Here is a 23,180-nt window from a genome sequence, read left to right as displayed (position 1 = left end):
GACAGGATTCGATGAAATATCAAGATATCGATACGCTTGCCGTGCACGCCGGACGCGAAGATTTCCGCGCGATGGGGGTGCATGCCGCCCCGCTCGATCTCTCGACGACCTATCCGATTCCGGAGCTGGCCGAAGGCACCGCCAATATCGACGCGATGCTCCGTGGCGAGCGTCCTGAGAGCAACAACATCTACGCGCGCCTCGCCAACCCCACGGTGGACCGCTTTGAGCGCGCCTTTGCGCAGCTCGAGCAGGCCGACGATGCGGTGAGCTTTGGATCGGGGATGGCGGCGGTCACCGCTGCGCTGCTCGCTGCCACGATGACGGGCAAGCGGCACATCGTCGCGGTGCGTCCGCTCTACGGTGGCACCGACCATCTCCTCGCGAGCGGCCTGTTGCATCTCGATGTCAGCTGGGCCACCGCGAGCACCGTGCGTGATCATGTGCGCGCCGATACGGCGCTCGTCGTGATTGAAACGCCGGCGAATCCGACCATTGAACTGCTCGACATTGCCGATATTGCGCAACAGGCGGGGCGTGTGCCCGTGCTCGTCGACTCGACCTTTGCCACGCCGGTGCTGCAGCAACCGCTCGCGCATGGCGCGGTGATGTCGCTCCACAGCGCCACCAAATTCATTGGCGGGCACGGCGACGTGATGGCCGGCGTCATTGCGTGCACCGAGGAATGGGCGAAGCAGTTGCGTGTGGTACGCATTCTGACGGGGGCGGTGTTGCATCCGCTCGCCGCCTACTTGCTGCATCGTGGACTCCAGACCTTGCCGGTGCGCGTGCGCGCGATGCAGGCAGGCGCGGTGACGCTCGCCGATCTACTGGCGGCGCACCCTTCGATTTCGCGCGTGTTCTTCCCGTCGCTCCCTGGCAACGATCCGCGTCATCTCATCGGCCGTCAAATGCGCGGGCCGGGTACGATGATCGCCTTTGAGATGGCCGGAGGATTTGACGCGGCCGCGGAAGTGATGCGCGCCGTGAAGGTGATCACGCCGGCGGTGAGCCTTGGATCAGCGGACTCGTTGATTCAACATCCGGCTGGACTCACGCACCGTGTAGTGAACGCGGAAGGCCAAGCAGAAGGGGGCGTCACTCCCGGCATGCTGCGGCTCAGCGTGGGGCTTGAAGATCCTTCGGCATTGTGGACGGATTTGAGCGCGGCGCTCGAGGCGGCGGAGCTGCTACTGCAAGTAGGCAGTGCACGGTAGACGGTTCAAGTAGAACCGCCTACCGTCTACGCGCCGTTGCCCCCACCACGTCAATCCGCGCGATAACCTCACCCTCGAGAATCGCGTCCACGACCTCGATTCCCTCGGTGACCTCCGCGAACACCGTGTAGTCCCGCCCGAGCCGCAGGTTGTCTTTGAGGTTCACGAACCACTGCGCATCGCCCGTATCGTGGCCGCGCGTGCTCATCCCCACCGTGCCCCGTACGTGCGGAATGGCGCCGAGTTCGTCGCGCATGAAGCGCGGGTGACCCACGTACTCGTTTGATCCGGGCCCGCCGCCCTGAATCACAAAATCCGGCTCGACGCGATACCAGGTGCGATTGCGGTACCAGCCGCTCTTGGCGAGTGCGAGAATGCGCGCGGCCATGAGCGGCGCCACATCGCCGCGGAGTCGGACGGTAAAAGCTCCACCATTTGCCAGCACAACACGCAATGAATAATTGGCGCCGAGCGCGAGCGCCACGGCGTCAGTCGGCAGCGTGACGGCGAGCGGCGTGCAGTGTGCGGTCGTGTTGGTGCCCAGCGACGTGGCGATCGTCGCCGCCGATTTTGCGACAACGCAATCGAAGTCGGTGGCAAGCGCCGCGACGCGGGCTGTATCGGCGCCGTGGGCAAACTCACTAATCCGTTCGAGGAGTGCGACGCGTGCATCGCGCGACGTTTCGCTGGAGTCGGTGCGCAGTCGCGTGGCAGCGGTGAGCGAAGCCTGTAGGACATCGCCGCCGCGCGGCGAACCCTTCAGCGCGCGTGCCGCTGCGCGCACGGCCTGATACCCGCGCGCCGAGAGCGCACGGAGCACGACATCGTCAGCTGCGTGCCCGGCGATTTTGGCGAGTCCATCAATGGCGACTTCCTTCACATTATCATTGGCATCAGCGGCGAACCGGCGGAGCATCGCGGTATCGGCCAGCTCCGTGGCAGCGCGCGCGGCGTACGCGCGGAGCGCAGGGGACGCACGTTTGGTGAATGCCGGTAGCAGCGTGCGTGCATCACCTGGCGCGAGTCGTGCGAGCGCGACCACCGCGTGTGCGGCGGGGTGCCAGGACGCACCGCCGGGGAGCGTCGGAAATGACGCGCCCAGCCGAACGGGATCGGCCCATTCCTTTACGATGCGCACCGCCACCGAATCAGACGCACAAGTAGCCGTCAATAAATCGGCGGCGCGGAGGCGTACGTGCCACACACTGTCGCTGAGCGCGGTACGCAAGGACGCGCACTCGCTCTTCGCAGAAAGCGCGCGGTAACGAATCCGCCACGCGGCATCGGCGTACACCGGCGGTGCGCTCACAGCCGGAAGCGAATCTCGCGCGGCAAAGCGGGCATCGCGCGTACGGGCCGCCGCGCGTCGGCTCACCAGTTGAATGCGTGCATCCGCGTGCGCCGCGCCCTCTGCAATCGCCGAGCTGAGTGAGTCGCGGCGATCCTCAGCGAGCAGAATGCGACCGACAAGCGCGGAATCGTTTGCCGTCAACGGGCGAGCCTGTGCGGAGAGGGCTCGCGTGCCAATCACAAGCGATATCGCAGCCATGAGAGCACGACGCACGTGCGCGCGCGAAGAACGGTTCATTCGTTTGAACTCCGTGAGGGGGCACTCTTCTTTACCGCGGCGTCTACCCAAGCGCGAAGCAGTCGCACACGGAGGTCAGTATCCTTGCGCGAGGTAAACTCGTCGAGCCGGTCGAACGTGGCGCGCGCCTTGGCGGGCTGCCCCGTTTTGAGCAACGCAATCACGGCACCATCGCGCAGGAGGTCGTCGTCGAGCCACTTTCGCACATTCACCCGCGCGTCAGCGAGCGCGTCAATTTCCGCCGCGGCCGCCTGCCACTGATACGCGGCAACCGCGTGCAAGAAACGCCAAGCGGCAATCGCATCATCTGGGGCGTGCTGCGTCTCAAAGAATCGCAACACGCTCGCATGAAAGGGTTCATCCACCCACCCCTGCGTCCCACCATGGCGATCGGCCTCAACATCCTCGGCGAGCTTAAAGAACAGCTGCCAGTCTGCCGGCGCGTGCCCCATCGACATCAGGTCCACTAGCGTTTGCTGCTGCGTGACCGCCAAGCGGAACGATCCCTTGTCGCCAGCCACGGCGCCCGGTGGAAAGAGTTCGGTGCGCAGCCGCTGACCGCTGGCGAGTGCATTCACGCGCGAAATATTCACCGACGGCTCCCGCTCCCGCGTGGGGAGCAGTCGGCGTCCCGTGAGGGCGCTTCCCACATCGAGCCGCACATCAGCGAGCCCGCTAAAGCCAGTCGCGTACAGTTTCATGTAGCGCGAGAGTTCGGTGCCGAGATCGAGCGTAGGATAGAAGTCACTGTTGGCGCCCGATCCATCGCCGATAAGCGGATCAAGGACATCGCGCGAGGCGAGGCGAAGCGCGTCGAGCGCGCTGGGTTCAATCCGCCGGAAGTGTCGCAGGTCGCGCTGAATATCCGGTAGCTCCATCACCGACCAATCCGGTGTGGGAAGCTGTTCTTCGTTAGAAGCGACAATCAGAATGTCGACGTCGGCCGTGAGGAAAATCTGGTATGACTTGAAGTTGCGGTGCACGGCCTTGATCACGCTGAGTACCAGCGCATCGTCAATCTCATAGAGGTGCAGCCACTGCCCAAACACCCCTTTGGGTGTGAGGTACCCTCGAATACGCTGATAGAACTCGTCCGTGAACAGCCCGCTCACGCCGCTCACCCAAGGGTTGGATGGCTCAGAGAGAATGAGGTCGAACTTTTGATTGGTCGCCGCGAAGTAACTCTTGGCGTCATCATGTACAAACGAAGAGCGCGGATCGTCGAAGTTGCGTTTGTTGACCGGATAAAACGTCTTGGATGCGCGAATCATCTCCGGCTCAATGTCAATCGTCACCAGCTTCTGAAGCGCAGGACTTCCGAGCAGGAGATGCGACGACATGCCAGATCCGTTTCCAATGACGGCAGCACGTGCCGCCTTCGGAGCGTGCGCCAGCGTGATCATCGGCAAGAGAATCTGCGTGGACTCGTCACCGTCGAGCTCTCGGACCACAACGCCGGTATCGGTGGAGAACCAGGTTGGTGACAATGAGGCGTCGGGCTTGCCATTCGTCGCTAGCGAGTAGCCTCCGTCTTCGGCCTTGCGCACGCTCACGGTGGCGGTGCGTCCATCCTTATAGAACACAAGACGCACACTGCCCACGGCCGGCACGCGACCGTAGCGAAACACACCGCTAATCAACACCCCGCGGTCGAATGGCACACTGAATACCGCGTACAGTAGCACCAAGGCGCTGGCGCCGATCGCCACCGTGGTGAGCCGGCGCGTGGGCTGATGCACGCGTCCAACACGCCAGAGGAGCCACACGCCGAGCGCCATGTCAATCACGCCGCCACTGACGAGCAACACTTTCAACCCAAGCCAAGGCATGAGCACGAGCGACGCGAGCCCGGCTCCGACAATAGAGCCAAGCGTGTTGACGCTGTAGACTGCCCCAATGGCCTTCTCACCGCTCCCAGCCGCGAGCAGCATGCGCGTGATGAGCGGCAGGGTAATGCCAGCGCAGAACGTGGCGGGGAGCATCACCGCCAACGCAATCGCGTATTTGGCAAAGGTAAAGAAGCGATATCCATCGGCATTCCGGTCGAGCGCCGAAATAAGCGTGGCCATCCAGTGGAACGACGCCAGGAATGCTGCGAGCGTGAGAATGGCGAGTGCGCCCATCCACCACTGCGTGACGCCGAGCGCACGCAGGGGATCGCGAAAGCGATCAGCGCGCGTGCGCACCCAGAACGCGCCGAGCGACAGTCCAAGAATAAATGCCGAGAGCATCAACTCGAACGAGTGCGTGGCGCTGCCAAGCACGAGCGAGAGCATCCGGACCCAAGCGATCTCGTACATGAAGCTCGAGAGCGCCGTGCCGGCCGCGACAATGAGCATCACGCGCCAGAGCGTGGGCAGGTCGGTGGTGTCGCTGGGCGCGACCGACGAGCGCGCGGCGGGTGCGCCGATGTCCGCACTTTCCGAGGCGACCTCAATGCTGGGCCTCGTTGGCAGCGGCGGCGGGTCGCTCGGCGGCGCGTCGGTCACCAATGGCGCTTCGGCTTCCTGACGGAGTCGCACTGCCGCAAACACCGTGAAACCGCATGTTAGATTCGCGACGGCCGCGACCAACAGCGTGCCCGGCAGTCCCACGGCGCGGATGAGATAGAAACCAGCGATCAGGACACCGGCGGCCGCGCCAATCGAATTCGCAAAGTAGAGCAAAGAGAGCGTGCGCCCGCTGTTCGTCCGTCCGTCCGACGACACGCGGCGCAACAACCCTGCGCTCATCAACGGAAAAGTGGTGCCAAGCAAGAGCGACTGCGGGAGAATCAATAATCCAGCAAGGGTCCATTTAGCGACGACCAGTGTGACACCGCCCGCGAGCGCCGGAAAGAGCGACGCATATGCAAAGGCGCTGACCGCGCGAAAGGCATCGTGAAAAAAGAGCCCGAGGGTTCCGACCACAATTTCGGCGATCGCGTACCCGAGCAACGGTTCGCGAATGCGTGACGACCACCGCGCGGCGAGCGCGGCGCCGGCCGACATGCCACCGAGGTAGATGACGAGCACGATCACCTGCGCGTACGCGCTGTGACCGACCAGCAGACTTAGATACCGGCTCCAGATGGACTCATAGATCAGTCCAGCGGCGCCGGAGAGAATAAAGACCGCAGTGAGGAGCAAAGTCATAGGGGAAAAGCTATACTGCGGCGGCACTGTCGGCATCGCACGGGCCGTGGCGGCGTGCTGATACCGCCGAGTTATCGCCGGGTGGCGACCATCCGGATGCCGTACCGCGGCCGCAGGGTGATCTGCGGTAGCATGGCGATGCGTTGCTTGGGAGCGAGCCAGAGGCGCCACCGCTGAGCGATAGTGGCAATCACAAGGACCGCTTCGGTCCACGCGAACTGTTCGCCAATACACACACGTGTTCCCGCGCCAAAGGGGTAGTAGGCAAACTTTGGCCGTCGTGCGGACGGCTCTGGGAGCCAGCGTTCAGGGTTGAACGTCTCAGGATCCGGCCACCACCGGGCGTTGCGTTGCGTGATATACGAACTGACCACGACGCGCGCGTTCGCGGGGATGAGATGTTCGCCGATCGTCACGGGGGCGATGGCGCGCCGTCCGATGGCCCACGCGGGCGGGTAGAGCCGAATCACCTCGCTGACCACCCGCCGCGTGTATTCGAGTTTCGGCAGATCTTCAAATGACGGCTCGTGCCCCAGCGCATCCACCTCGGCGTGGAGCCGCGCTTCGATGTCGGGGTGCCGAGCAATGAGATACCAGGCCCAGGTGAGCGCGTTGGCGGTGGTCTCGTGACCCGCGAGAAAGAGTGTGAGGGCTTCGTCGCGGAGCTGCTGGTCGTTCATCCCTGTCCCATCGCCTTCGGCGTCGGTGGCAAGGAGTAACATCGAGAGTAAGTCGCCGGTGTCGTGCCCGCTCGCTCGGCGTTCGGCAATGATGCGATAGATCGTGTCGTCGAGGCGACGGCGTGCGCGGTGAAAGTGGCGTGACGTGCGCAGCGGCAACCGAAAGAGCAGTGGCCCCAGCGGGAGCATCATTTGGTTGAACGAGCTCATCACGGTGTTCAGCGCCTGTCCAATTTCTGATGCTTCGCCCTCAACATCGGCATCGAACAGCGTCTTGCCGACAATGGCCAAGGTGAGGGCCATCATCGTCTCGTGTGCGTCGAATGCTTCTCCGTCGCGCCAGCGGTCGCGCGCGCGCGCGGCGTGCAGCACCATCGTGGCCGCATAGCCAGCGACGCGTTCGCGATGGAAGGCGGGCTGCATCATGCGGCGCTGGCGAAGATGCAGTTCGCCTTCGCTCGTGAGGAGCCCGTCGCCGAGGAGAATCTTGGCGCGTTCGAGAACGTGGCCTTTGACGAATTGTTTTTGGTTCGTGACGAGCACATCGCGCACGGCATCTGGATGCGTGAGCAACACCAGCGGATGACGTCCCATACCGACGCCAACCGCATCACCGTACTCGGCGGTGAGTTGGATAAAGAAATCGAGCGGATCGCGAAGCGCCCGCAGGATGAACTCACCCGGAAAACGCGCCCGTGGCCCGGGGGGGAGTTGGCCGGTCATGCAGTGGGGTCTGTGCGCATTCCCAAATCTACGCCCGCTCCGCAGGAGAGGGAGCGGCGCGCGCGCTACGGATACAGGAGAGCCGGGCGCACGCGCGCAGCCCACGTATCCACGGCCAGCCACTCCGCGACCATCGCAGCGTTCACACCAGAAGGGTCAGCGTCGAGGCGAGAGCGGATAGCGCGATTTCCAACCAGCCGCTCGAAGTGCCCGTCGCCCGACGGATTGGCGGCGGTAGGGTAACGCGCCCACGCAAAACGCAGTCGGTGTGTCTTGATCACGGCCGCGAGCAGGAGCAACCCTGTGGCGACGGGGCGAAAGGTGGCCCCGTCCGAGACGATAAGCCGAATGCCTTCACACGGCTCGCCGGCGTACGGCCCTGTAATAGGGACAAACGCATCGCGTTCAAACCGAACGCCGCGCGGAATCTCGCGCGCCAACGATTGGAGCACCGCCGCAGAATCGAGCCAGTGTGCGCCCACCACTTGGAACGCCGTCGCAGTTCCACGCCCAACGCTAAGATTGGTGGCCTCGAAGAGACAGGTGCCTGGATAGCAGGCGGCCGATTCAAATGCTGGCATCGCCGGTGAGGTCGGAACCCACGCGAGCCCAGTCTCCGGCGAGCGCATATCGCGCTGCCATCCGGTGCAGGGAATCACCCGCAGCGTTGCCTGCGGCCACCGTTCCAGCTTCCAGAGTGTGGCCAGTTCGCCAAGCGTCAGCGCGTGGCGAATGGGAATGTTGTCGGCGCCAATAAACGACGTCAGCGACGGGTCGAGCATGGGTCCTTCGGCGCGCGCGAGTTCGCCGCCGAGCGGATTGGGGCGATCGAGAACGATGAGCGGGATTCCGAGCTCCGCGCAGGCTTCCATCATATAGAAGAGGGTCCACGCATACGTATAGAAGCGAACGCCCACGTCAGGGATGTCGAACAGCACGACGTCGAGGCCGTTCAGCTGTTGGGCGGTCGGCTTCATGCGTGCTCCGTAGAGCGACACAACCTCTATGCCGGTTAGCGGGTCAACGCCATCCGCTACAGGGGCACCATCGGCGGCAGTTGCGCCGAGTCCATGCTCTGGCCCAAAAAGTCGGACAATATCTATTCCCACTTCACGGAGCGCGGTGCGGGAATGCACGGTACTGTCTGTGGCGAGTCGCGCCGCGTCGTTGGTGACAAGGCCAACGCGGTGCGCGCCGTCAAGCAGCGATCGGTTGGCAACGAGGCGATCAACCGCGAAGAGCACAGGCACGAGGAGTAGTTGATGAGGGGAACGGTTCGCGCCAAAGAAAGCTAACTTTCTATCCCCCCCAGCGTCGAACTGCCATGCCCCCCACGGTGCTTGCCGCATTTGCATTGATGCTCGCGCAGGACCCCAGTGTGTTAGCGTCGCCTGAAGTCGAGGTGTATCGCGCCGCAACGTTTGTGGCCTCCGTCTTTCCGAAAAGCATCCGGAAAGTGGATTCTACGGAAACGGAAGTGCTCGTACGGCGTCGGTACGTCGTGCCATTTCTGAAACGCAGTAGAAAAGACAGTATCACCGTCGGCAGTGCGACTATTTCCTACACGGTGGCCAATGTACGCGTGAACTGCGCTACACACCGCTCGCGTGTGCATTCGATCACATACTACACTCCGGAAGGAGCGGTGCGGTCGAGCTATTTGTTCTCCAGTCGTTCGCGCGAAGAGCAGGTGCTCTCGGGAACCGCGCGCGCCGCGACGTGGGACTATGTGTGCGGGGCGCGACCACCGTCATAGAGCGCGAAGCGGCGGCGTCCGTTCTCCGGCCGCACGCGACGCGGCCCTAACGCTCAGCTGCCAAGCGCGCCGCGAGTTGCGTGAAGTCGCCGTCGAGCCGCCAGGCAACCTTCCCGCTGCCATCAACCAGCATCACGACATTGGCATGCGCCACATTGCCGGTGTTGGGATCGCGAGCTCGCCCGATGTGAAGCGAGTCCAGTGTGCGCTCCACCATCTCCAGGCCGCCAGACAGCACGTGGTCGGATGGGCCGAGATTCCACGCCTGCGCAATGGTGGGGAGTCGCTCCGCCGTGTCGCGCCACGGATCAACCGTTACGATGAAAAGCGGCATCGCCTCACGCCCAGCGGTCGCGCGCGCACGTTGCACCTGCCGCACGATGGTTGGACACACCACCTCACAATGCCCAAACGCCACGGTAATGATCGCGGTGCGATGCAGCGTGGAGAGTGACACGCTGCTGCCATGTTGATCCACGAGCGCTGTGCTCGGGGCCGGCGTTTGAACCAGAACGGCCGCCGCCTCCGCGCCGATCTGCGACGCATGGGCCGTGGCACGCAGGACGACGCCCAGCCCCAGCGTGAACGCCACGAGCACCGCCGCCGCCGGCACCGCCGTGCGTACCAGCGGTAGCGCGCGCAACCAGCGCCACGTGCCACCGAGTTCTTGTTCGAGCTGCGCACCCGCGATTGCCACGAGCGTGACCAGCATACCAATCGGCTCGCCGATGAGGAGAATCCATCCTCCGGCATCGGGCCAGCCCGAGTGTTCGGTTCCGAAGCAGGCCGCGCGCGTGCGCACGATCCACTCCGGGGAGGCTGTCCCGGCCGGCCAGAGCGCAAGCATCCACCACGCGGTGGTGATCACGAGGATCACCACCAACGCGGTCGTTGCCACCCCTAACCGGCCGGAACGCGCCGACATCACCCAATCTTCCAGAGGAAGGTGAGCAGTTTCCAGTTCGTGAAGTAGTAGAGCATGAATGCCACGAGGAACACGCCAACCAAGACGAGCGTCCCCGGCGTCGCGCCGGCAATGCCACGTTCCGGTGCGTGCATCGCTTCATTCATTTCGTCGGCATTCGCCGGATGCACCGGTGGGTGCGTGAGTCCCTGCGGAACGCCTTCCATGGCGACACCGCGCGTGAACTCCGTGACCTTCTCACCCAGGAACACCGACTTCACGGCGATGGCAATGAACGCCAGCGCGCCCGTCACGGCGAGAATGCCACCGATGCCCATCACCGCAAGAAAGAGATCCACGGCCGGGCTAAACTGCACACCGAACGGAGCCTGCGAGAACGAGATGTCCCAGTGACGACGCGGCACGCCGAAACTGCCCGCGAACGTCATGCCCATCTCCACCAGCAACATGCCGAAGGCGAAGAGGTAGGGTTGCATCTTGGCCAATTTCCAGAACGCGACCTTCCGCTGGAAGACAAGCGGCAGGAGATAGTACGTGGCGCCCATGAACGCCATGGCCGTACCGCTGACGACCGTGGCGTGGAAGTGCCCCGGAACGCGCAACGTGTTATGCACGGTGATGTTGATCTGTTCCGTGCCGATCGTCACGCCGGTGATGCCGCCAAAGAAGCCGAACACGACGACCGAGAGCACGAGCGCGGAAAATCCCGGATCGCCCCACGGTGCGCGCCGCAGCCATCCAAAGAGGCCGTCGGTATAGCCGCGCAACCGCATGCCGAGCTCCATGCCCGCGGGCACGGTGAAGCCGTGCACCATTGAGGCCAGCACCGCCATGTACATGAAGTACGACGTGTTGACAATCTTCCACGCCGAACCAAAGCCCGGATCCACGAGCAGATGGTGCGCCGACGCCATCGAGATAAACAGAATGTAGAGCACGAAGGCCGACCGGCTGACCTTCTCGTTGAGCACCACCGCACCGACCGTGAGCGCGCCGAGCATGTACCAGATGGCGACCATCGCGGCCACATTGATCTGCTGCGACGAGTGGCCGAGTGCCCACCAGAGCAACCGGTAGATCTCGGGATCAATCGCCTTGATCAGGCCGATCGACCACAGGAAGGTGGGGATATACACGGCGGCGCCGTGCACGAGCGTGATGACGGCGATCACCGCGGCAGTCATCGCCCCATAGACGACGAGCGGCATTGAACCGACGTACGTCTTTTCGCGCTTCGCAATGACGAGGGTGGCAAAGAACTGCCCCACCACGCCAAGTGCGCCGACGGCAAAGAAGATGACGCCGAGATAGAACAGCGGATGCGCCATGAGCGGCGGATACGAGGTAAAGAGCACGTCCGCGCGTCCGCTCCATTGCATCGTTTCAACCAAGAGCGCGCCGACCACCATCAGCCCGAAGTTGAACCAACCATACTTCGGTGCCGCGGGGCGGGCATCAAGCAACACCGTGCCAGCAAACCAGAGCACGGCCATCTCAAAGAAGATGATGAAGAAGATGAGCATGTTCATGCCGTGCACACCGAGGATGCGATAGTACCACACCGCCGGGAGCAGATGGATCGCTTGCCAGCGCGTGAGCACGAGCAGGAGCGCGGCAATAGCGCCCACCAGCAACGACACGACCGCGGCGACCGCGTTCACCTTCACGAGGCGTTCGGCGCTCAAGTCAATGCGGTGCCCTGTCGCGTTACACGTGCGGAACGGATACAACACGGGCGCGGTCATCGGTCACCTCCGCCGAGCAGAGTCGGACGTTGATTGTCGGCGACCGGCTTGTCGGCGGCGTCAACCACAATGACGCGACCGACCATGGTGTGGTGACCGATGCCACAGAACTCATTGCAGATGATGCGTAGATCGCCCGCGGACGTCGGTGTCACGCGTAGCGCGTAGTCATAGCCCGGCACGACCTGAAAATTGATCGAGAGCGGAAAAAGCGAGAAGCCGTGATTCACGTCGAGCGACGAGAGATGCAGCGTGTATTCTTTGCCGCGCTCGAGCTTGAGAATCGGATACCACTGAAAGGTGAGGCCGATGAGATAGACGTCGGCGCCTGGTGGCGGCGCGGCAATCGGGAGTCCGCGGTCTTCCCCAACTTTGTACTGCGTGGCGAACGCCATCGTGCGGGCGTAGAACGCCTTTGGTTCGACGCGTCGACGCGTACCGGACGGGTTCTGCCCGCCTTTCCAGTGCCAGAGCGGCATCATCGCGAAGAGCACCATGCACCACGCGAAGGCGATGCCGACCCACACGCGCTCCGCTTTGTGCGCGGGCTTCCACCAAATGCCGCGGACCGGTTCGAGCCCGGTGTGAACTTTCGTGAGCATTCGGGCCTCTTATGGTAGGGTGGCCGGCGGCATGGAAAGGATCTCCCACATGCCCCAGCCGGTGAATGCGACGAGCATCACGAGTAATCCGAGCCCGAGGAGCAGGAACACATTGTCGAACAGGCGCTGTCCGAGCGGAATCGGTTCAGACGAATCGTCGGCGTCATGCGGTGGTGCGGCCATCGGTCATCCTCCAAAGAGAGAGAACACGAGCGGCGAACGGGAATGCTACGACTTCTTTCGTGCGGCTTTACGTCGCGGGCCGGGGCTTTTCTTGCGGAGATCGGCGACCATCGTGCCGGAAAAGAAATCGGTGACGCCTGCGGCCACGCCCGACCAGCGATGGTGGGCGGCGCAGGGATGGCTGCCGCCGCACTCGGGGCGCCCGAACAGGCAACGGCGGTCACCGACCGGCTCAAATGGGGCCACGATCTGCGAGATGGCGAGCGCCTCGGGCGGTTTTGCGAGCTGGAATCCACCCTTGGGGCCGCGTTCCGACCGGAGTACGCCGGCGCGGGTGAGGGCGTGCAGCGTCTTGGATAAATAGTTGCGCGGACAGTCGAGAGCCGCGGCGATTTCATCGACGCGCACCAGGCGCTTTTCGTCGTGATCCGCGATATGCAACACGGCGCGGAGGGCATCTTGGGCGGTACTGGAAAGCCACATCGGAACAGCCACCGGGTGTAGGTTCTAGCATTCATCATGACGATATGATAAACTTGACGCAAGCCCTCACTATATGCAACGCCTCGCCCGCCTGACCCGCCGCTGCCTCGCCGCCCTCGATGCCATCGCCTCGAGGGTCTACGGCTGGCCGTGGAACCCGCTCCACCAGTCGGGAACCGTCGCCGTCGCGATGCTCCTCGTGCTCCTCGGGACGGGTATCTACCTGCTTCTCGTCTACCGGCTCGGCGCGCCGACTGAATCCGTGGCCCGCATCGCCGCCGACCCGTGGCTCGGATCCTGGATCCGCACCCTCCACCGCTACGCCTCCGACCTTTTTGTGCTCGCGGCCGCACTCCACGCCGCACGCATGTTCGCGCAGGGGCGCGATTGGGGCCCCCGCACACTCGCGTGGGTGTCTGGCGTCCTCTTACTCCTCCTCGGTCTCATCTGCGCGTGGACCGGCTATGTGATGGCGTGGGATACCTTCGGCGAACGCCTCGCGCGCGAAGGCGCGCGCCTCCTCGACGTCCTCCCGGTGTTCTCGGAACCGCTGAGCCGCATCTTTGCCGGCGACGGCGCCGTGCCAAGCGCGTTCTTCTTTGTGAATCTCTTCGCGCACATTGCGTTGCCACTCGGCGCGGGTGTGGGACTCTGGCTGCACGTCTCACGACTGGCGCGCCCCACGCTCCTGCCGCCCAAGCGCGTGATGTGGACGATCCTCGGCGCGCTCGCCGTCGCGTCGGTGCTATGGCCCGCCGCGCTCGGATCGGCTGCCGATGCATTCACGTTGCCGCTGTCCACGCCGCTCGATCTGGTCGCCGCGTGGTGGCTGCCGCTCTCCGAACGGATGAGCGCCGGCGCGGCGTGGAGCGTTGCCTCGGTGATATTCATCGCCCTGCTCCTCGTGCCACGGTTCAATCGTCGCCCGCGCACCGGAGCGTGGGCGCCGAGTCACGTCGATACGCGACTCTGTACCGGCTGTAATCAGTGCCCGCAAGATTGTCCGTGGGACGCGATCACCATGGTAAAGCGCGACGACGATCGGCCAACACTCGTGGCGCATGTTGATGCCTCGAAGTGCGTGAGTTGTGGTGTGTGTGCGGGCTCGTGCGCTCCAATGGGTGTGGGACCGCTCGGCCGCAGCGGCCGCGACCAACTCAGTGTATTGCGGACACGCATCCTCCCAGAGATCACCGCGCAACCCAGCGCGATTGTGGCGGTGTGCTGTGCGCAGGCGCCCGCTTCACATATCGCCGCACTGCGCGCACGCGGTGCCGCTATCCATGATGTGCCCTGTGTGGGCAATCTGCATTCGTCCGTGGTGGAACTGCTCGTGCGGCAAGGCGCGCGCGGCGTGATCGTGTGCGGCTGTCCGCCGCGCGACTGCGTGGGTCGCGAAGGCCCCAAGTGGCTCGGCGAGCGGTTCTATGCGCAACGCGAAGCCGAGTTGCAGCCACGTGTTGATACGGCGCGGGTGTGTGTCGCAACGCTTGCGGCCGGCGATCTCGCGGGCACACTCTCGGCGTTCGACGACTTTGCGCAGAGCGTGGCGGCGTTGCCCAGCCCAGACCGTGAACACGACGTGCAGTTGCAGGCCGAGTGCGAGCCGGTCGCTGCTGCGGCGCCCATCACGGAGGCCGCCCAGTGACGCCGCGTCAATCGCCAGTGCAACTCGCGCGCGCCGTCGTCGTGAGCGCGGTCGCCCTCGCGCTCCTCGCGTATGCCTCGGCCGTGCCGTGGTCCTATCACTCCGGCCATGCGGCGCGACTCCGCCTTTCGTGGAGCGCGCGCCCGGAACGCATTGAAACATGCCGCACGCTCTCAGAGGCCGAACTCGCGGCACGTCCCGCGCACATGCGGCAGCGCGTGGAGTGCGAGGGACACGCAGCGACCTACTTGCTGCGCGTGTCCGTCGATAGCCAACTCGTGAACGAATCTGTGGTGCACGGAGCCGGACTCCGCAATGATCGGCCGATGTATTTGCTCCGCGATGTGGATGTGGCGCCTGGCACCCGCCGAATACGCGTCAGTTTTACGCGTCGCGAACAGACGGACGATGACGCGGCAGCATTCGCGCCGGCCGCCGCTTCGGACGCCGACACGGGCATGTACGCTGGGCGCGCGCAGCGTGAGGCAACGGAGCGCGCGCGCCGAGCCGGTGCCGCCGTTCCGGCACAACTGGTGATTGACACCACGCTGACCTTTGCGGATCGTGGGGTGCAGGTGATCACCTTTGATCCTGAACGGCGATCGCTGCAGGTCACGCGTGGGCTACCGGCACGTAGTTCACCGCCGTCTGCCGCGCCTCACAATTAGCGAAGAGGCTTCGACGTGTCGTCGATCGTTCGCCGGTATCTGAAGACCGCCATTGTGTTTCTCGCGTGTGGGGTCGCGATTGGGTTGTGGATGCTTTCCGCGCGGGAGTTCGGCATCCCGTTGCCGCCGCGCGGCATGAGTGCCCACACCCACGTGCTCCTCGTGGGGTTCGTCATGATGGTGATTGGCGGCGTGGCGCTCTGGATGTTTCCACGCGCCGCCAAGGACGACGTTCGGTATAAGCCCGCGCTCGCGGAGTGGGCGTACTGGTGCGTGACGGGCGGTACGGCGCTGCGGGCCGCGCTGGAGCTGATGGCCGCCCCCGATGCTACATTCGCCATACGATTTGCGTTGATGGCCGCTGGTGTGATGCAGGCCACCGGCGTGCTGCTGGTTTTTGTGATGTTGTTGCCGCGCATTCGCTCGACGCTGCCCTGACGCGCCCCTCATTGGAGATTGACATGGCATCATCCAACTCAGCACGCCGCGAAGGACTGGTCATTGGACTCATTGCGTACCTGTCGGTGGCGGCGTTCTACATGGGGTTCGATCTGCTGGCGACCCGTGGGTCGTTCTTTACCGTGGACTTACTCGGCAAAGCGGTCTTTCAGGGACTCCGTGATCCGTCCGTGCTGCAATACCCGATCGCGCTCGACACCACGGCCATTCTGCAGTACAACGCGCTGCACTTTGTGGTGTCGCTGCTGATCGGATTGACCGTGATGCAGCTCGTGACGCACGCCGAACGGCATCCGCGTCATGCGCGGGCCGTGCTGGCGGTGATGGTGGCTGGACTGGTGCTGACGATTTTCGTGGTCGGGTTCCTGACTGAGCCGATCCGTTCTTCGTTACCCTGGTGGTCGATTGTGTCGGCCAATCTGTGCTCCACCCTACTGGCCGCATTCTGGCTGATGAAGCGCCGGAGCGGATTATGGCCGTTGTTTTTTGCTTCTGGCCGGCACGGAACGGCCTAGGCGGTTCCCGGAACGGGCGGCGCGGCGCTGCTCATGAAGGACAAAGCTAGACATTCTTAGGACAGCTGGCCGGCGGCCACCCCTCGACGGTGGCCTCTGCGGCCGCCGTGGAGCATTCGGCGTGTAACGGCGCGCATCCACCGGAAACTTCCGTGGATGCGCTTGCGTTATATGCAAGTACCCACTTGCATCCGCTCGCTCCCGCGCCCCAGCCCCTGATGACGACACCCACCCGCGACCACGTCCTCGCCGCCGCCGTTCGGCTCTATGCCGAACACGGTTTTCGCGGCACGACCACCCGCCGGATTGCCGAAGAAGCAGGCGTCAACGAAGTGACGTTGTTCCGCCAGTTCGGCTCCAAGACCGCACTCCTCCTTGAGGCCCTTCGCTCGCACGAGATGTTCAGTCGTGGCGCGAATGCGCTGCCGGATGCACCGGAGGATCCGCTCGCCGAGCTCACCGCCTTCGCGACCGGCATGCGCAAGGCACTGCACGGCACCCGCGCCACCATCCGTAAGGCGATGGCCGAGTTTGAAGAGAACCCGGAGATGCCGCGCTGCATGACGCACGGCGCCGCCGCCATTCACGCCGCCGTACAGAGCTACTTCGAGAAACTTGGCGCGCTCGGCTATATCTCCGACACCAAAAGCATTCCCGCCGCGAAGGCCATGCTGATGAGCGCCATCTTTCACGATGCGCTCCATCGCGACATTGATCCGCACAGCTTTCCGCAGCCTGCATCTGGTGCACCGGCCACCTATGCACGCCTCTGCTTGCAGTCGTTGGGTTTTCAGCCCGTCGCTGCTCGCCGGCCACGCACGGCCAAGCGCCGAGTGTCCTAGTGCATCAATTCCCCTGTTTGTTGTCGCCCCTCCGACTGACCACTCCGCGCATGTTTGCTTCCTATATATACGCCTCTCGAGCGACGCTCCTAGCCGGACTCCTGCTTCTCGCTGCACCGACCATCGGCGCGGCGCAGCAGGCACCGGCTCCTACCACCATCTCCCTCGCCGACGCGCTCACGCTCGCGGCCAAGGTGAGCCATTCCGTGCGCACGGCCGAAGCGGGTGTGCAGCGTGCGCATGGACAGCAGCTGCAGGCCAAGTCGCAGTTTCTGCCGCAGGTGAATGGCATCGCCAACTACCAGCGTACCTTCGAGAGCCAGTTCGCGGCGCTCTCGAGTGGCAGCAGTTCCTCCACGACCAGTTCGACAACCACCAGCACGACTAGCTCGAGCAGCTCCACCAGCAGCATCGGTAACATTTCCAAGATCTTTGCCTCGCCGAACACGATGACGCTGGGACTCTCGCTCTCGCAGAACGTCTTTACCGCTGGCCGATTGCTGGCAAGCGAAAAAGGCGCAGAGGCGGCGCGCACGGCAGCCGATATCAACCTCGACGCTGCGCGCGCGCAGCTCGCACTCGACGTTGCCCAAGCGTACTTCGACGCCGTAGCCGGTGAACAACTCTCGCTCATTGCCGACAGCACGCTCGCGCAGGCCGAACGTACGTTGCAGCAGACCACCGTCTCACGCCAAGTGGGAAGCGCCGCCGAGTTCGATTTACTCCGCGCGCGCGTGGCACGCGACAACCAGCGTCCGGCGTTGATTGCCGCGCGCGGCAATCGCGACGTGGCGTTGATGCGCTTGCGCCAACTGCTCGGCGTGCCGCTCAATCAGCCGCTCGCCCTCACCACCCCGATTCGCGACGAAGGCAACATTCCCGTGGCGTCGGCCGCGCTCTCGCAGCCGATCGACATTCCGGGCCGGCAGGGCGGACTCGTGCCAGACACCACGGTTGGCCGTCGCGCGAGTGTGCGCCAGGCCGAGGCGAATGTGGACGCGCAGCAATTCGCTTTCCGCGCCGCACAGATGAATCGCCTGCCCTCGGTGCAACTCAGCTCGAGTTATCAGCGCTTTGCGTATCCTTCGGGATTTCTGCCGGGCTCGCTCTCGGAACTGTATCCCAACTGGACCGCGAGTGTTGGACTCTCCTTTCCGGTGTTCCTTGGCGGCAAGCTGACGGGCGACCGGATGATTGCCGAAGCCAATGTGATCGAGGCGCGGCAGTCACTCGAGCAGGTGCGTGAGTTGGCTGCGCTCGATGCGCGCACGGCCGTCAACCAACTCGCGCAAGCCGAGGCGAGTTATGCCGCGAGTGTCGGCACCGATGAACAGGCCGCCAAGGCGTATTCGATTGCCGAAGTGCGCTTTCGTGAAGGGATCTCCACACAGGTAGAGCTGTTGCAGTCGCGCACGCAGTACGAGCAGGCCCGCGTCAACCGCGTCACCGCGGCACGCGATCTCGAAGTGGCGCGGCTACGCGTCGCCTTCCTCAAAGACCTTCCGCTCGGCACGGGCGCTGCATCGCAGCGTCCCGCGGCCGGCCGCTAAACGTGGATATCACAGTGACCAGCTCTCAGACGAGGATTTTCCCGATGTTTCGTAGCGCACGCGCTCCCGGCGCGATGATGGCAATACTGTTCGCGGTCGGCGTCGTGACCATGGCGGCCTGCGGCAAAAAGTCGGCCGATGCCGATATGCCACAAACCGTATCCTCCGTCACCATCGGCAGTGAGAATGTGGTGGTGGTCGGCAATGCGACGCTCAATAGCGGACCGACGATCAGCGGCACCTTAGCTGCCGAAAAAACGGCGAGCATTCGCGCCGAGATCGGCGGGCCAGTGGTGGCGGTGCTGATTGAGCCAGGTCAACGCGTGAGCAAGGGCACGGCCCTAGCGCGTATTGACGAAAGCGCGGTGCGCGAAGCATGGCTCAGCGCGCGTAGCGGCGTGACGCAGGCGACGATGGCGGCCGATAACGCGGTGCGGGATTTGTCGCGCGCAGAGAAGTTGCTTGCGGCTGGGGCGATTGCCGAGAACGCGCTGGAAGGCGCGCGTCGCGGCAACCTCGGCGCGCAGGCACAGTTAGAAGATGCCAAGGCTCGGCTCGCGAGTGCGCAGCGCAATCTTGATAACACGGTTGTGAAGAGTCCGTATGATGGCGTCGTGAGCGAGAAGCAGGTGAATCCCGGTGACGTCGTTGCGCCCGGCGCGCCGTTGTTCACGGTGGTGGATCCGAGCACGATGCGCCTTGAGGGTGCGGTACCTGCCGATCAGTTGGCGCAGGTGCGCATGGGCGCGCCGGTGATTTTTTCGATTACCGGATACCCCGGCAAGTCGTACACCGGAGCGATTACCAATATTTATCCGAGTGCTGACCCGCAGACGCGACAGGTGCGTGTGTATGTCCGTATTCCGAATGCGGCGCAGGGACTCGTGGCTGGACTCTATGCCACAGGCCGCGTGGCGAGCGTAACGCGCAATGGTCTCACCGCGCCGCTCACCGCCGTGGATCAGCGCGGCATCACGCCGTTTGTGGTGCGACTGAAGGGCGGGAAGACGGAGCGCGTGAGCGTGACGATCGGCGTGCGTGACGAGACCACCGAGCGGATGGAGTTGACGAGCGGCGTTGCTGCCGGCGACACATTACTCATTGGCGCCGCGCAGGGCATTACGTCGGGCACTCCCGTGAAGGTGGCCGTTCCGGCCGACAAGCCCATCGCGCCGAAGAGCTGAGGAGCCTCCGTGTTCATTTCTGATTTTGCAATCAAGCGGCCAATCGTCACCGTCGTCTCGATGGTGGCGTTGGTGGTGTTCGGGCTGTTTTCGCTTTCGCAGCTGCAGACGGATGAGTTTCCGGATGTGGCGCAGCCGATTATCAATGTGGCGATTCCGTATCCCGGGGCATCGCCCGATGTCGTGGAGCGCGAAGTCCTCGACCGCGTGGAAGAGGCGATCAGCGGTATTTCCGGCGTAGATCGTATTCAGGGTGCGGCGCAGGATGGCTTTGCGAACGTGACGGTGCTGTTTGTGTTTGAAAAGGACATTCAGCAGGCGTCGCAGGATATTCGCGACAAAATCAGCGCGATTCGTTCGGAGCTCCCGGCCGAAATGAAGGAGCCCGTGCTTTCGCGCTTTGATCCAGGCGATATGCCGATTGTGCAGTTGTCGCTCAACTCAACGGCGATCGATGCACCGAAGCTCACGCGTCTGGCCGACCCCGGCATCACGAAAGAACTCCGCGGTATTAGCGGCGTCGCTGAGGCCATTGTGGTGGGCGGTGTGCTCCGCGAGCTGACGGTCGAGCTCAAGCCGCAGGCGATGCAGGCGGCGGGACTGAGTGTGGCGCAGGTGGTGGGCGCATTGCAGGCGCAGAATCTCGCCGTGCCGGTGGGCAAGGTGAATGGCGCGCTCGACGAACGTTCCATTCGCTTGCGCGGCAAGCTCGAGACGCCCGAAGATTTCAACAACATTGTGATTGATCAGCGCGGGGGACGCACGATCCGCCTTGGCGAGATCGCGACGGCCAAGGACGGCACGCAGGAAGCGTCCTCGTCCGCGCAGTACGGCGACGCGAGCCAGCCCACGGCCCGTGATGCCGTTGGCATTATGGTCAAGAAGTCAAAGGGGTATAGCACGTCGCAGGTTTCGGCCAAGGTGCTCGCCAAGGTGAATGCGTTGCGGGCGACGCTCCCCGCCGGCGTGCGGCTCGATGTGATTCAGAATGCCGGTGAGCACGTGGATATGTCCGTGCGCAATGTTGAGGAGACGTTGCTCGAAGGCGCCGCGCTCACCGTACTCGTGGTGTTTCTGTTCCTGAACTCCTGGCGTTCGACGGTGATTACCGGGCTCGCGCTGCCGGTGAGCGTGTTGGCGAGCTTCATCGCCGTGTATGCGGGAGGCTTTACCCTCAACACGATGTCGCTCCTCGGCCTGTCGTTGGCGATCGGCATATTGATTGACGACGCGATTGTGGTGCGCGAGAACATCGTGCGCCATATCGAAATGGGAAAAGACCATTTCCGTGCCTCGCACGAGGGAACTGACGAAATCGGACTCGCCGTAGCCGCGACAACCTTCTCGATTATTGCCGTGTTCGTCCCCATTGGCTTCATGTATGGGACGGCCGGGCAATGGTTCAAGCCACTCGCGCTCACGATTGCGATGGCGGTGGCTGTGTCGTTGTTTGTGAGCTTCTCACTCGACCCGATGCTCTCGGCGTACTGGCCGGATCCGCAGACGGAAGCGCATGAGCGCGGCAATTGGATTAGCCGTCAGCTCGAGAAGTTCAATCGCTGGTTCGACCGGATGGCGGATAAGTACACGCGCGTCATCGGGTGGGCGCTCGACCACAAGTGGAGCATGGTGGGGCTCGCGACGGCATCGTTCGTGCTGGCGATCTTCCTGCAGGCCAAGTTCGGCGGCTTTGGTTTTGTGCCGAACTCCGACCGCAGCGAACTCACGCTCCAGGTGCAGACGCCTCCCGGTTCGAATCTCGATTACACGCGACTCAAGACCGAAGAAGCGGCGCGACTGGCGCGTAGTCATGGCGACCTCGTGCAGTACTCGTTTGCCACCGTCGGTGGCAGCAGCGCGGGCATGCAGCCTGGCACCGCGCTCGGCTCGCCGGACATTGGCAGCGTGTACGTCCGTATGAAGCACAAGTCTGAGCGTCACGTGAGTCAGACGGATTTTGGTGAGATTTTGCGTCGTGAAGTCAAACAGATTGGCGGCGCAACGGTGTCGGTGTTCACGGGCGGCATGGGCGGGTCGCGCAAGCAGATTCAGCTTGAGTTGCGTGGCCCCGATGCTCGCGTGCTGGGAACGCTCGCCGACTCCGTGATGCGCCTCGTACAGAAAGTTCCAGGCGCTGTGGACATTGATCTTTCGACCAAGGGCCAGAAGCCTGAACTCGAAGTGAAGTTGAACCGCGCGCTCGCTGGCTCACTCGGTGTGACGGTGGGGCAGGTCGCACAGTCGATGCGCCCCGCGTTCGCCGGAGTGGACGCCGGCGACTGGGTGGACCCGGCCGGAGAAAACCGAAAGGTGCGCGTACGGCTCTCGCCCGAAGCACGGACCCGCATTGCGGACGTGGAGCAGTTGCCGATTGTGGTTGGTGGCCAAGGGGGAGGCCGCTCGACGGTGATGCCGCTCGGGCAGATCGCAACGGTCACGCAGGGACTCGGCCCCGCCCTGATCAGTCACCTCGATCGCGACAACGTGGTAGTCGTCCAGGCCAACACGCAGGGCCGGTCACTGGGCGAAGTGAAAACCGATATCGATAAGGCACTCGCCAAGTTCACCATGCCGCCGGGTTACCGGCGCACGGACGGCGGCGAGGTAAAGGATCAAGCCGAAGTGTTTGGCAAGATTCTTGGAGCACTCGGCGTGGCCGTGTTGCTGATGTATTTGATTCTCGTGATGCAGTTCGGGTCGTTCCTTGAGCCCATCGCGATTATGGTGTCGCTGCCCCTGTCACTGATTGGCGTGGTGCTCGCGCTGCTGATCACGCACGACACGCTCAACATCATGAGCATGATCGGTGTGATTCTTTTGATGGGCATCGTGGCGAAGAACGCGATTCTTTTGATTGACTTTGCGAAGTGGGGGCAGGAGAACGGCAAACCGCGGCGGGAGGCGATCATTGAGGCCGGGCGGGTGCGGTTGCGTCCGATCATGATGACCACGCTGGCGCTCATTGCCGGCATGATCCCCGTGGCGATTGGGAGCGGCGAGGGAGCGGATTTCCGATCGCCTCTCGGGCGGGCGATTATTGGCGGGGTGATGACCTCCACCGTGCTGACGCTCGTGGTGATTCCGACGGTTTATGAGATTCTCGACGACTGGCGCCTGGCGCTGGCGGGGCTATTTGATATTCCGGTACGGCCTCCAACTGGGGAGTACATGGTTCCCAAAGAGGCGCGGAAGTCGCATTAACTGGACAAACTTAGGACGACAGGGCGAAGTGGAGGGGGGCGGCCGGTGGCCGTCCCCCTTTTTCCGTTACAAATGGC

The 23,180-nt window shown here is 63.6% G+C and carries 19 protein-coding genes; 10 read left to right on the top strand and 9 right to left on the bottom strand.

The genetic code is table 11. The annotated features are described in order from the left end of the window. The first annotated feature begins 11 nt into the window (after positions 1-11). The gene (locus tag NTZ43_14925) at positions 12-1,217 is read left to right on the top strand and encodes an aminotransferase class I/II-fold pyridoxal phosphate-dependent enzyme (GenBank protein ID MCX5768511.1); all 1,206 of its coding nucleotides are present in this window, start codon (positions 12-14) and stop codon (positions 1,215-1,217) included. A 19-nt stretch (positions 1,218-1,236) separates the two neighbouring features. Here the strand turns inward: NTZ43_14925 and NTZ43_14920 are convergent, their stop codons facing one another. The 4 genes from NTZ43_14920 to NTZ43_14905 all read right to left on the bottom strand — a co-directional run bounded on the left by NTZ43_14920 (position 1,237) and on the right by NTZ43_14905 (position 8,592). Next, on the bottom strand, positions 1,237-2,805 hold the full coding sequence (locus tag NTZ43_14920; protein MCX5768510.1) for a peptidylprolyl isomerase: 1,569 nt from the start codon (positions 2,803-2,805) through the stop codon (positions 1,237-1,239). Further along, positions 2,802-5,939, bottom strand: a complete 3,138-nt coding sequence (locus NTZ43_14915) for a spermidine synthase (protein ID MCX5768509.1) — start codon at positions 5,937-5,939, stop codon at positions 2,802-2,804. Before NTZ43_14915 ends, NTZ43_14920 begins: the two co-directional genes overlap by 4 nt. 71 nt (positions 5,940-6,010) lie before the next feature. After that, a complete protein-coding gene (locus NTZ43_14910) occupies positions 6,011-7,342 on the bottom strand; it encodes a cytochrome P450 (protein ID MCX5768508.1) in 1,332 nt (443 codons plus the stop codon). Positions 7,343-7,407: 65 nt separating this feature from the next. Continuing rightward, positions 7,408-8,592 carry a DUF1343 domain-containing protein gene (locus NTZ43_14905; GenBank protein MCX5768507.1) on the bottom strand — a complete coding sequence of 395 codons (1,185 nt, stop codon included), beginning with the start codon at positions 8,590-8,592 and terminating at the stop codon, positions 7,408-7,410. Between the two features lie 74 nt (positions 8,593-8,666). Here NTZ43_14905 and NTZ43_14900 point away from each other — a divergent pair, with 74 nt between their 5' ends. Then, the gene (locus tag NTZ43_14900) at positions 8,667-9,098 is read left to right on the top strand and encodes a hypothetical protein (GenBank protein MCX5768506.1); all 432 of its coding nucleotides are present in this window, start codon (positions 8,667-8,669) and stop codon (positions 9,096-9,098) included. Positions 9,099-9,144: 46 nt separating this feature from the next. On the opposite strand, the gene NTZ43_14895 is transcribed toward NTZ43_14900, so the two are convergent. The 5 genes from NTZ43_14895 to NTZ43_14875 are packed head-to-tail and all read right to left on the bottom strand — an operon-like array spanning position 9,145 to position 13,036. Continuing rightward, positions 9,145-10,023, bottom strand: coding sequence for an SCO family protein (locus tag NTZ43_14895; GenBank protein MCX5768505.1), 879 nt, complete (start codon positions 10,021-10,023; stop codon positions 9,145-9,147). Beyond that, positions 10,023-11,768, bottom strand: coding sequence for a cbb3-type cytochrome c oxidase subunit I (locus tag NTZ43_14890; protein MCX5768504.1), 1,746 nt, complete (start codon positions 11,766-11,768; stop codon positions 10,023-10,025). Before NTZ43_14890 ends, NTZ43_14895 begins: the two co-directional genes overlap by 1 nt. Next, positions 11,765-12,370 carry a cytochrome C oxidase subunit II gene (locus NTZ43_14885; protein MCX5768503.1) on the bottom strand — a complete coding sequence of 202 codons (606 nt, stop codon included), beginning with the start codon at positions 12,368-12,370 and terminating at the stop codon, positions 11,765-11,767. Before NTZ43_14885 ends, NTZ43_14890 begins: the two co-directional genes overlap by 4 nt. A 9-nt stretch (positions 12,371-12,379) precedes the next feature. After that, a complete protein-coding gene (locus NTZ43_14880) occupies positions 12,380-12,553 on the bottom strand; it encodes a hypothetical protein (protein ID MCX5768502.1) in 174 nt (57 codons plus the stop codon). 45 nt (positions 12,554-12,598) lie between these two features. Then, on the bottom strand, positions 12,599-13,036 hold the full coding sequence (locus NTZ43_14875) for an Rrf2 family transcriptional regulator (protein ID MCX5768501.1): 438 nt from the start codon (positions 13,034-13,036) through the stop codon (positions 12,599-12,601). 73 nt (positions 13,037-13,109) lie between these two features. Here NTZ43_14875 and NTZ43_14870 point away from each other — a divergent pair, with 73 nt between their 5' ends. The 8 genes from NTZ43_14870 to NTZ43_14835 all read left to right on the top strand — a co-directional run bounded on the left by NTZ43_14870 (position 13,110) and on the right by NTZ43_14835 (position 23,103). Continuing rightward, positions 13,110-14,684 carry a cytochrome b N-terminal domain-containing protein gene (locus NTZ43_14870; protein ID MCX5768500.1) on the top strand — a complete coding sequence of 525 codons (1,575 nt, stop codon included), beginning with the start codon at positions 13,110-13,112 and terminating at the stop codon, positions 14,682-14,684. Next, the gene (locus NTZ43_14865) at positions 14,681-15,352 is read left to right on the top strand and encodes a hypothetical protein (protein MCX5768499.1); all 672 of its coding nucleotides are present in this window, start codon (positions 14,681-14,683) and stop codon (positions 15,350-15,352) included. The genes NTZ43_14870 and NTZ43_14865 overlap by 4 nt, the downstream gene beginning before the upstream one ends. A gap of 15 nt (positions 15,353-15,367) precedes the next feature. Then, entirely contained in the window at positions 15,368-15,790 is a 423-nt protein-coding gene (locus NTZ43_14860) for a cbb3-type cytochrome c oxidase subunit I (protein ID MCX5768498.1), read from the top strand. A 23-nt stretch (positions 15,791-15,813) separates the two neighbouring features. Continuing rightward, positions 15,814-16,326 (top strand): hypothetical protein, encoded by a 513-nt coding sequence (locus tag NTZ43_14855; GenBank protein MCX5768497.1) that lies wholly within the window; start codon positions 15,814-15,816, stop codon positions 16,324-16,326. A 218-nt stretch (positions 16,327-16,544) separates the two neighbouring features. Further along, positions 16,545-17,168, top strand: a complete 624-nt coding sequence (locus NTZ43_14850; GenBank protein ID MCX5768496.1) for a helix-turn-helix domain containing protein — start codon at positions 16,545-16,547, stop codon at positions 17,166-17,168. A gap of 50 nt (positions 17,169-17,218) precedes the next feature. After that, positions 17,219-18,718 (top strand): TolC family protein, encoded by a 1,500-nt coding sequence (locus NTZ43_14845; GenBank protein MCX5768495.1) that lies wholly within the window; start codon positions 17,219-17,221, stop codon positions 18,716-18,718. Between the two features lie 44 nt (positions 18,719-18,762). Continuing rightward, positions 18,763-19,902, top strand: coding sequence for an efflux RND transporter periplasmic adaptor subunit (locus NTZ43_14840; protein MCX5768494.1), 1,140 nt, complete (start codon positions 18,763-18,765; stop codon positions 19,900-19,902). 9 nt (positions 19,903-19,911) lie between these two features. Continuing rightward, positions 19,912-23,103 carry an efflux RND transporter permease subunit gene (locus NTZ43_14835; GenBank protein ID MCX5768493.1) on the top strand — a complete coding sequence of 1,064 codons (3,192 nt, stop codon included), beginning with the start codon at positions 19,912-19,914 and terminating at the stop codon, positions 23,101-23,103. The last annotated feature ends 77 nt before the right edge of the window (positions 23,104-23,180 follow it).

It is taken from the genome of Gemmatimonadota bacterium (genome assembly GCA_026387915.1).
Classification (GTDB): Bacteria; Gemmatimonadota; Gemmatimonadetes; order Gemmatimonadales; family Gemmatimonadaceae; genus Fen-1231.
Note: the sequence above shows the minus strand (reverse complement) of the source record. Positions and strands in the feature narration are given on the sequence as shown.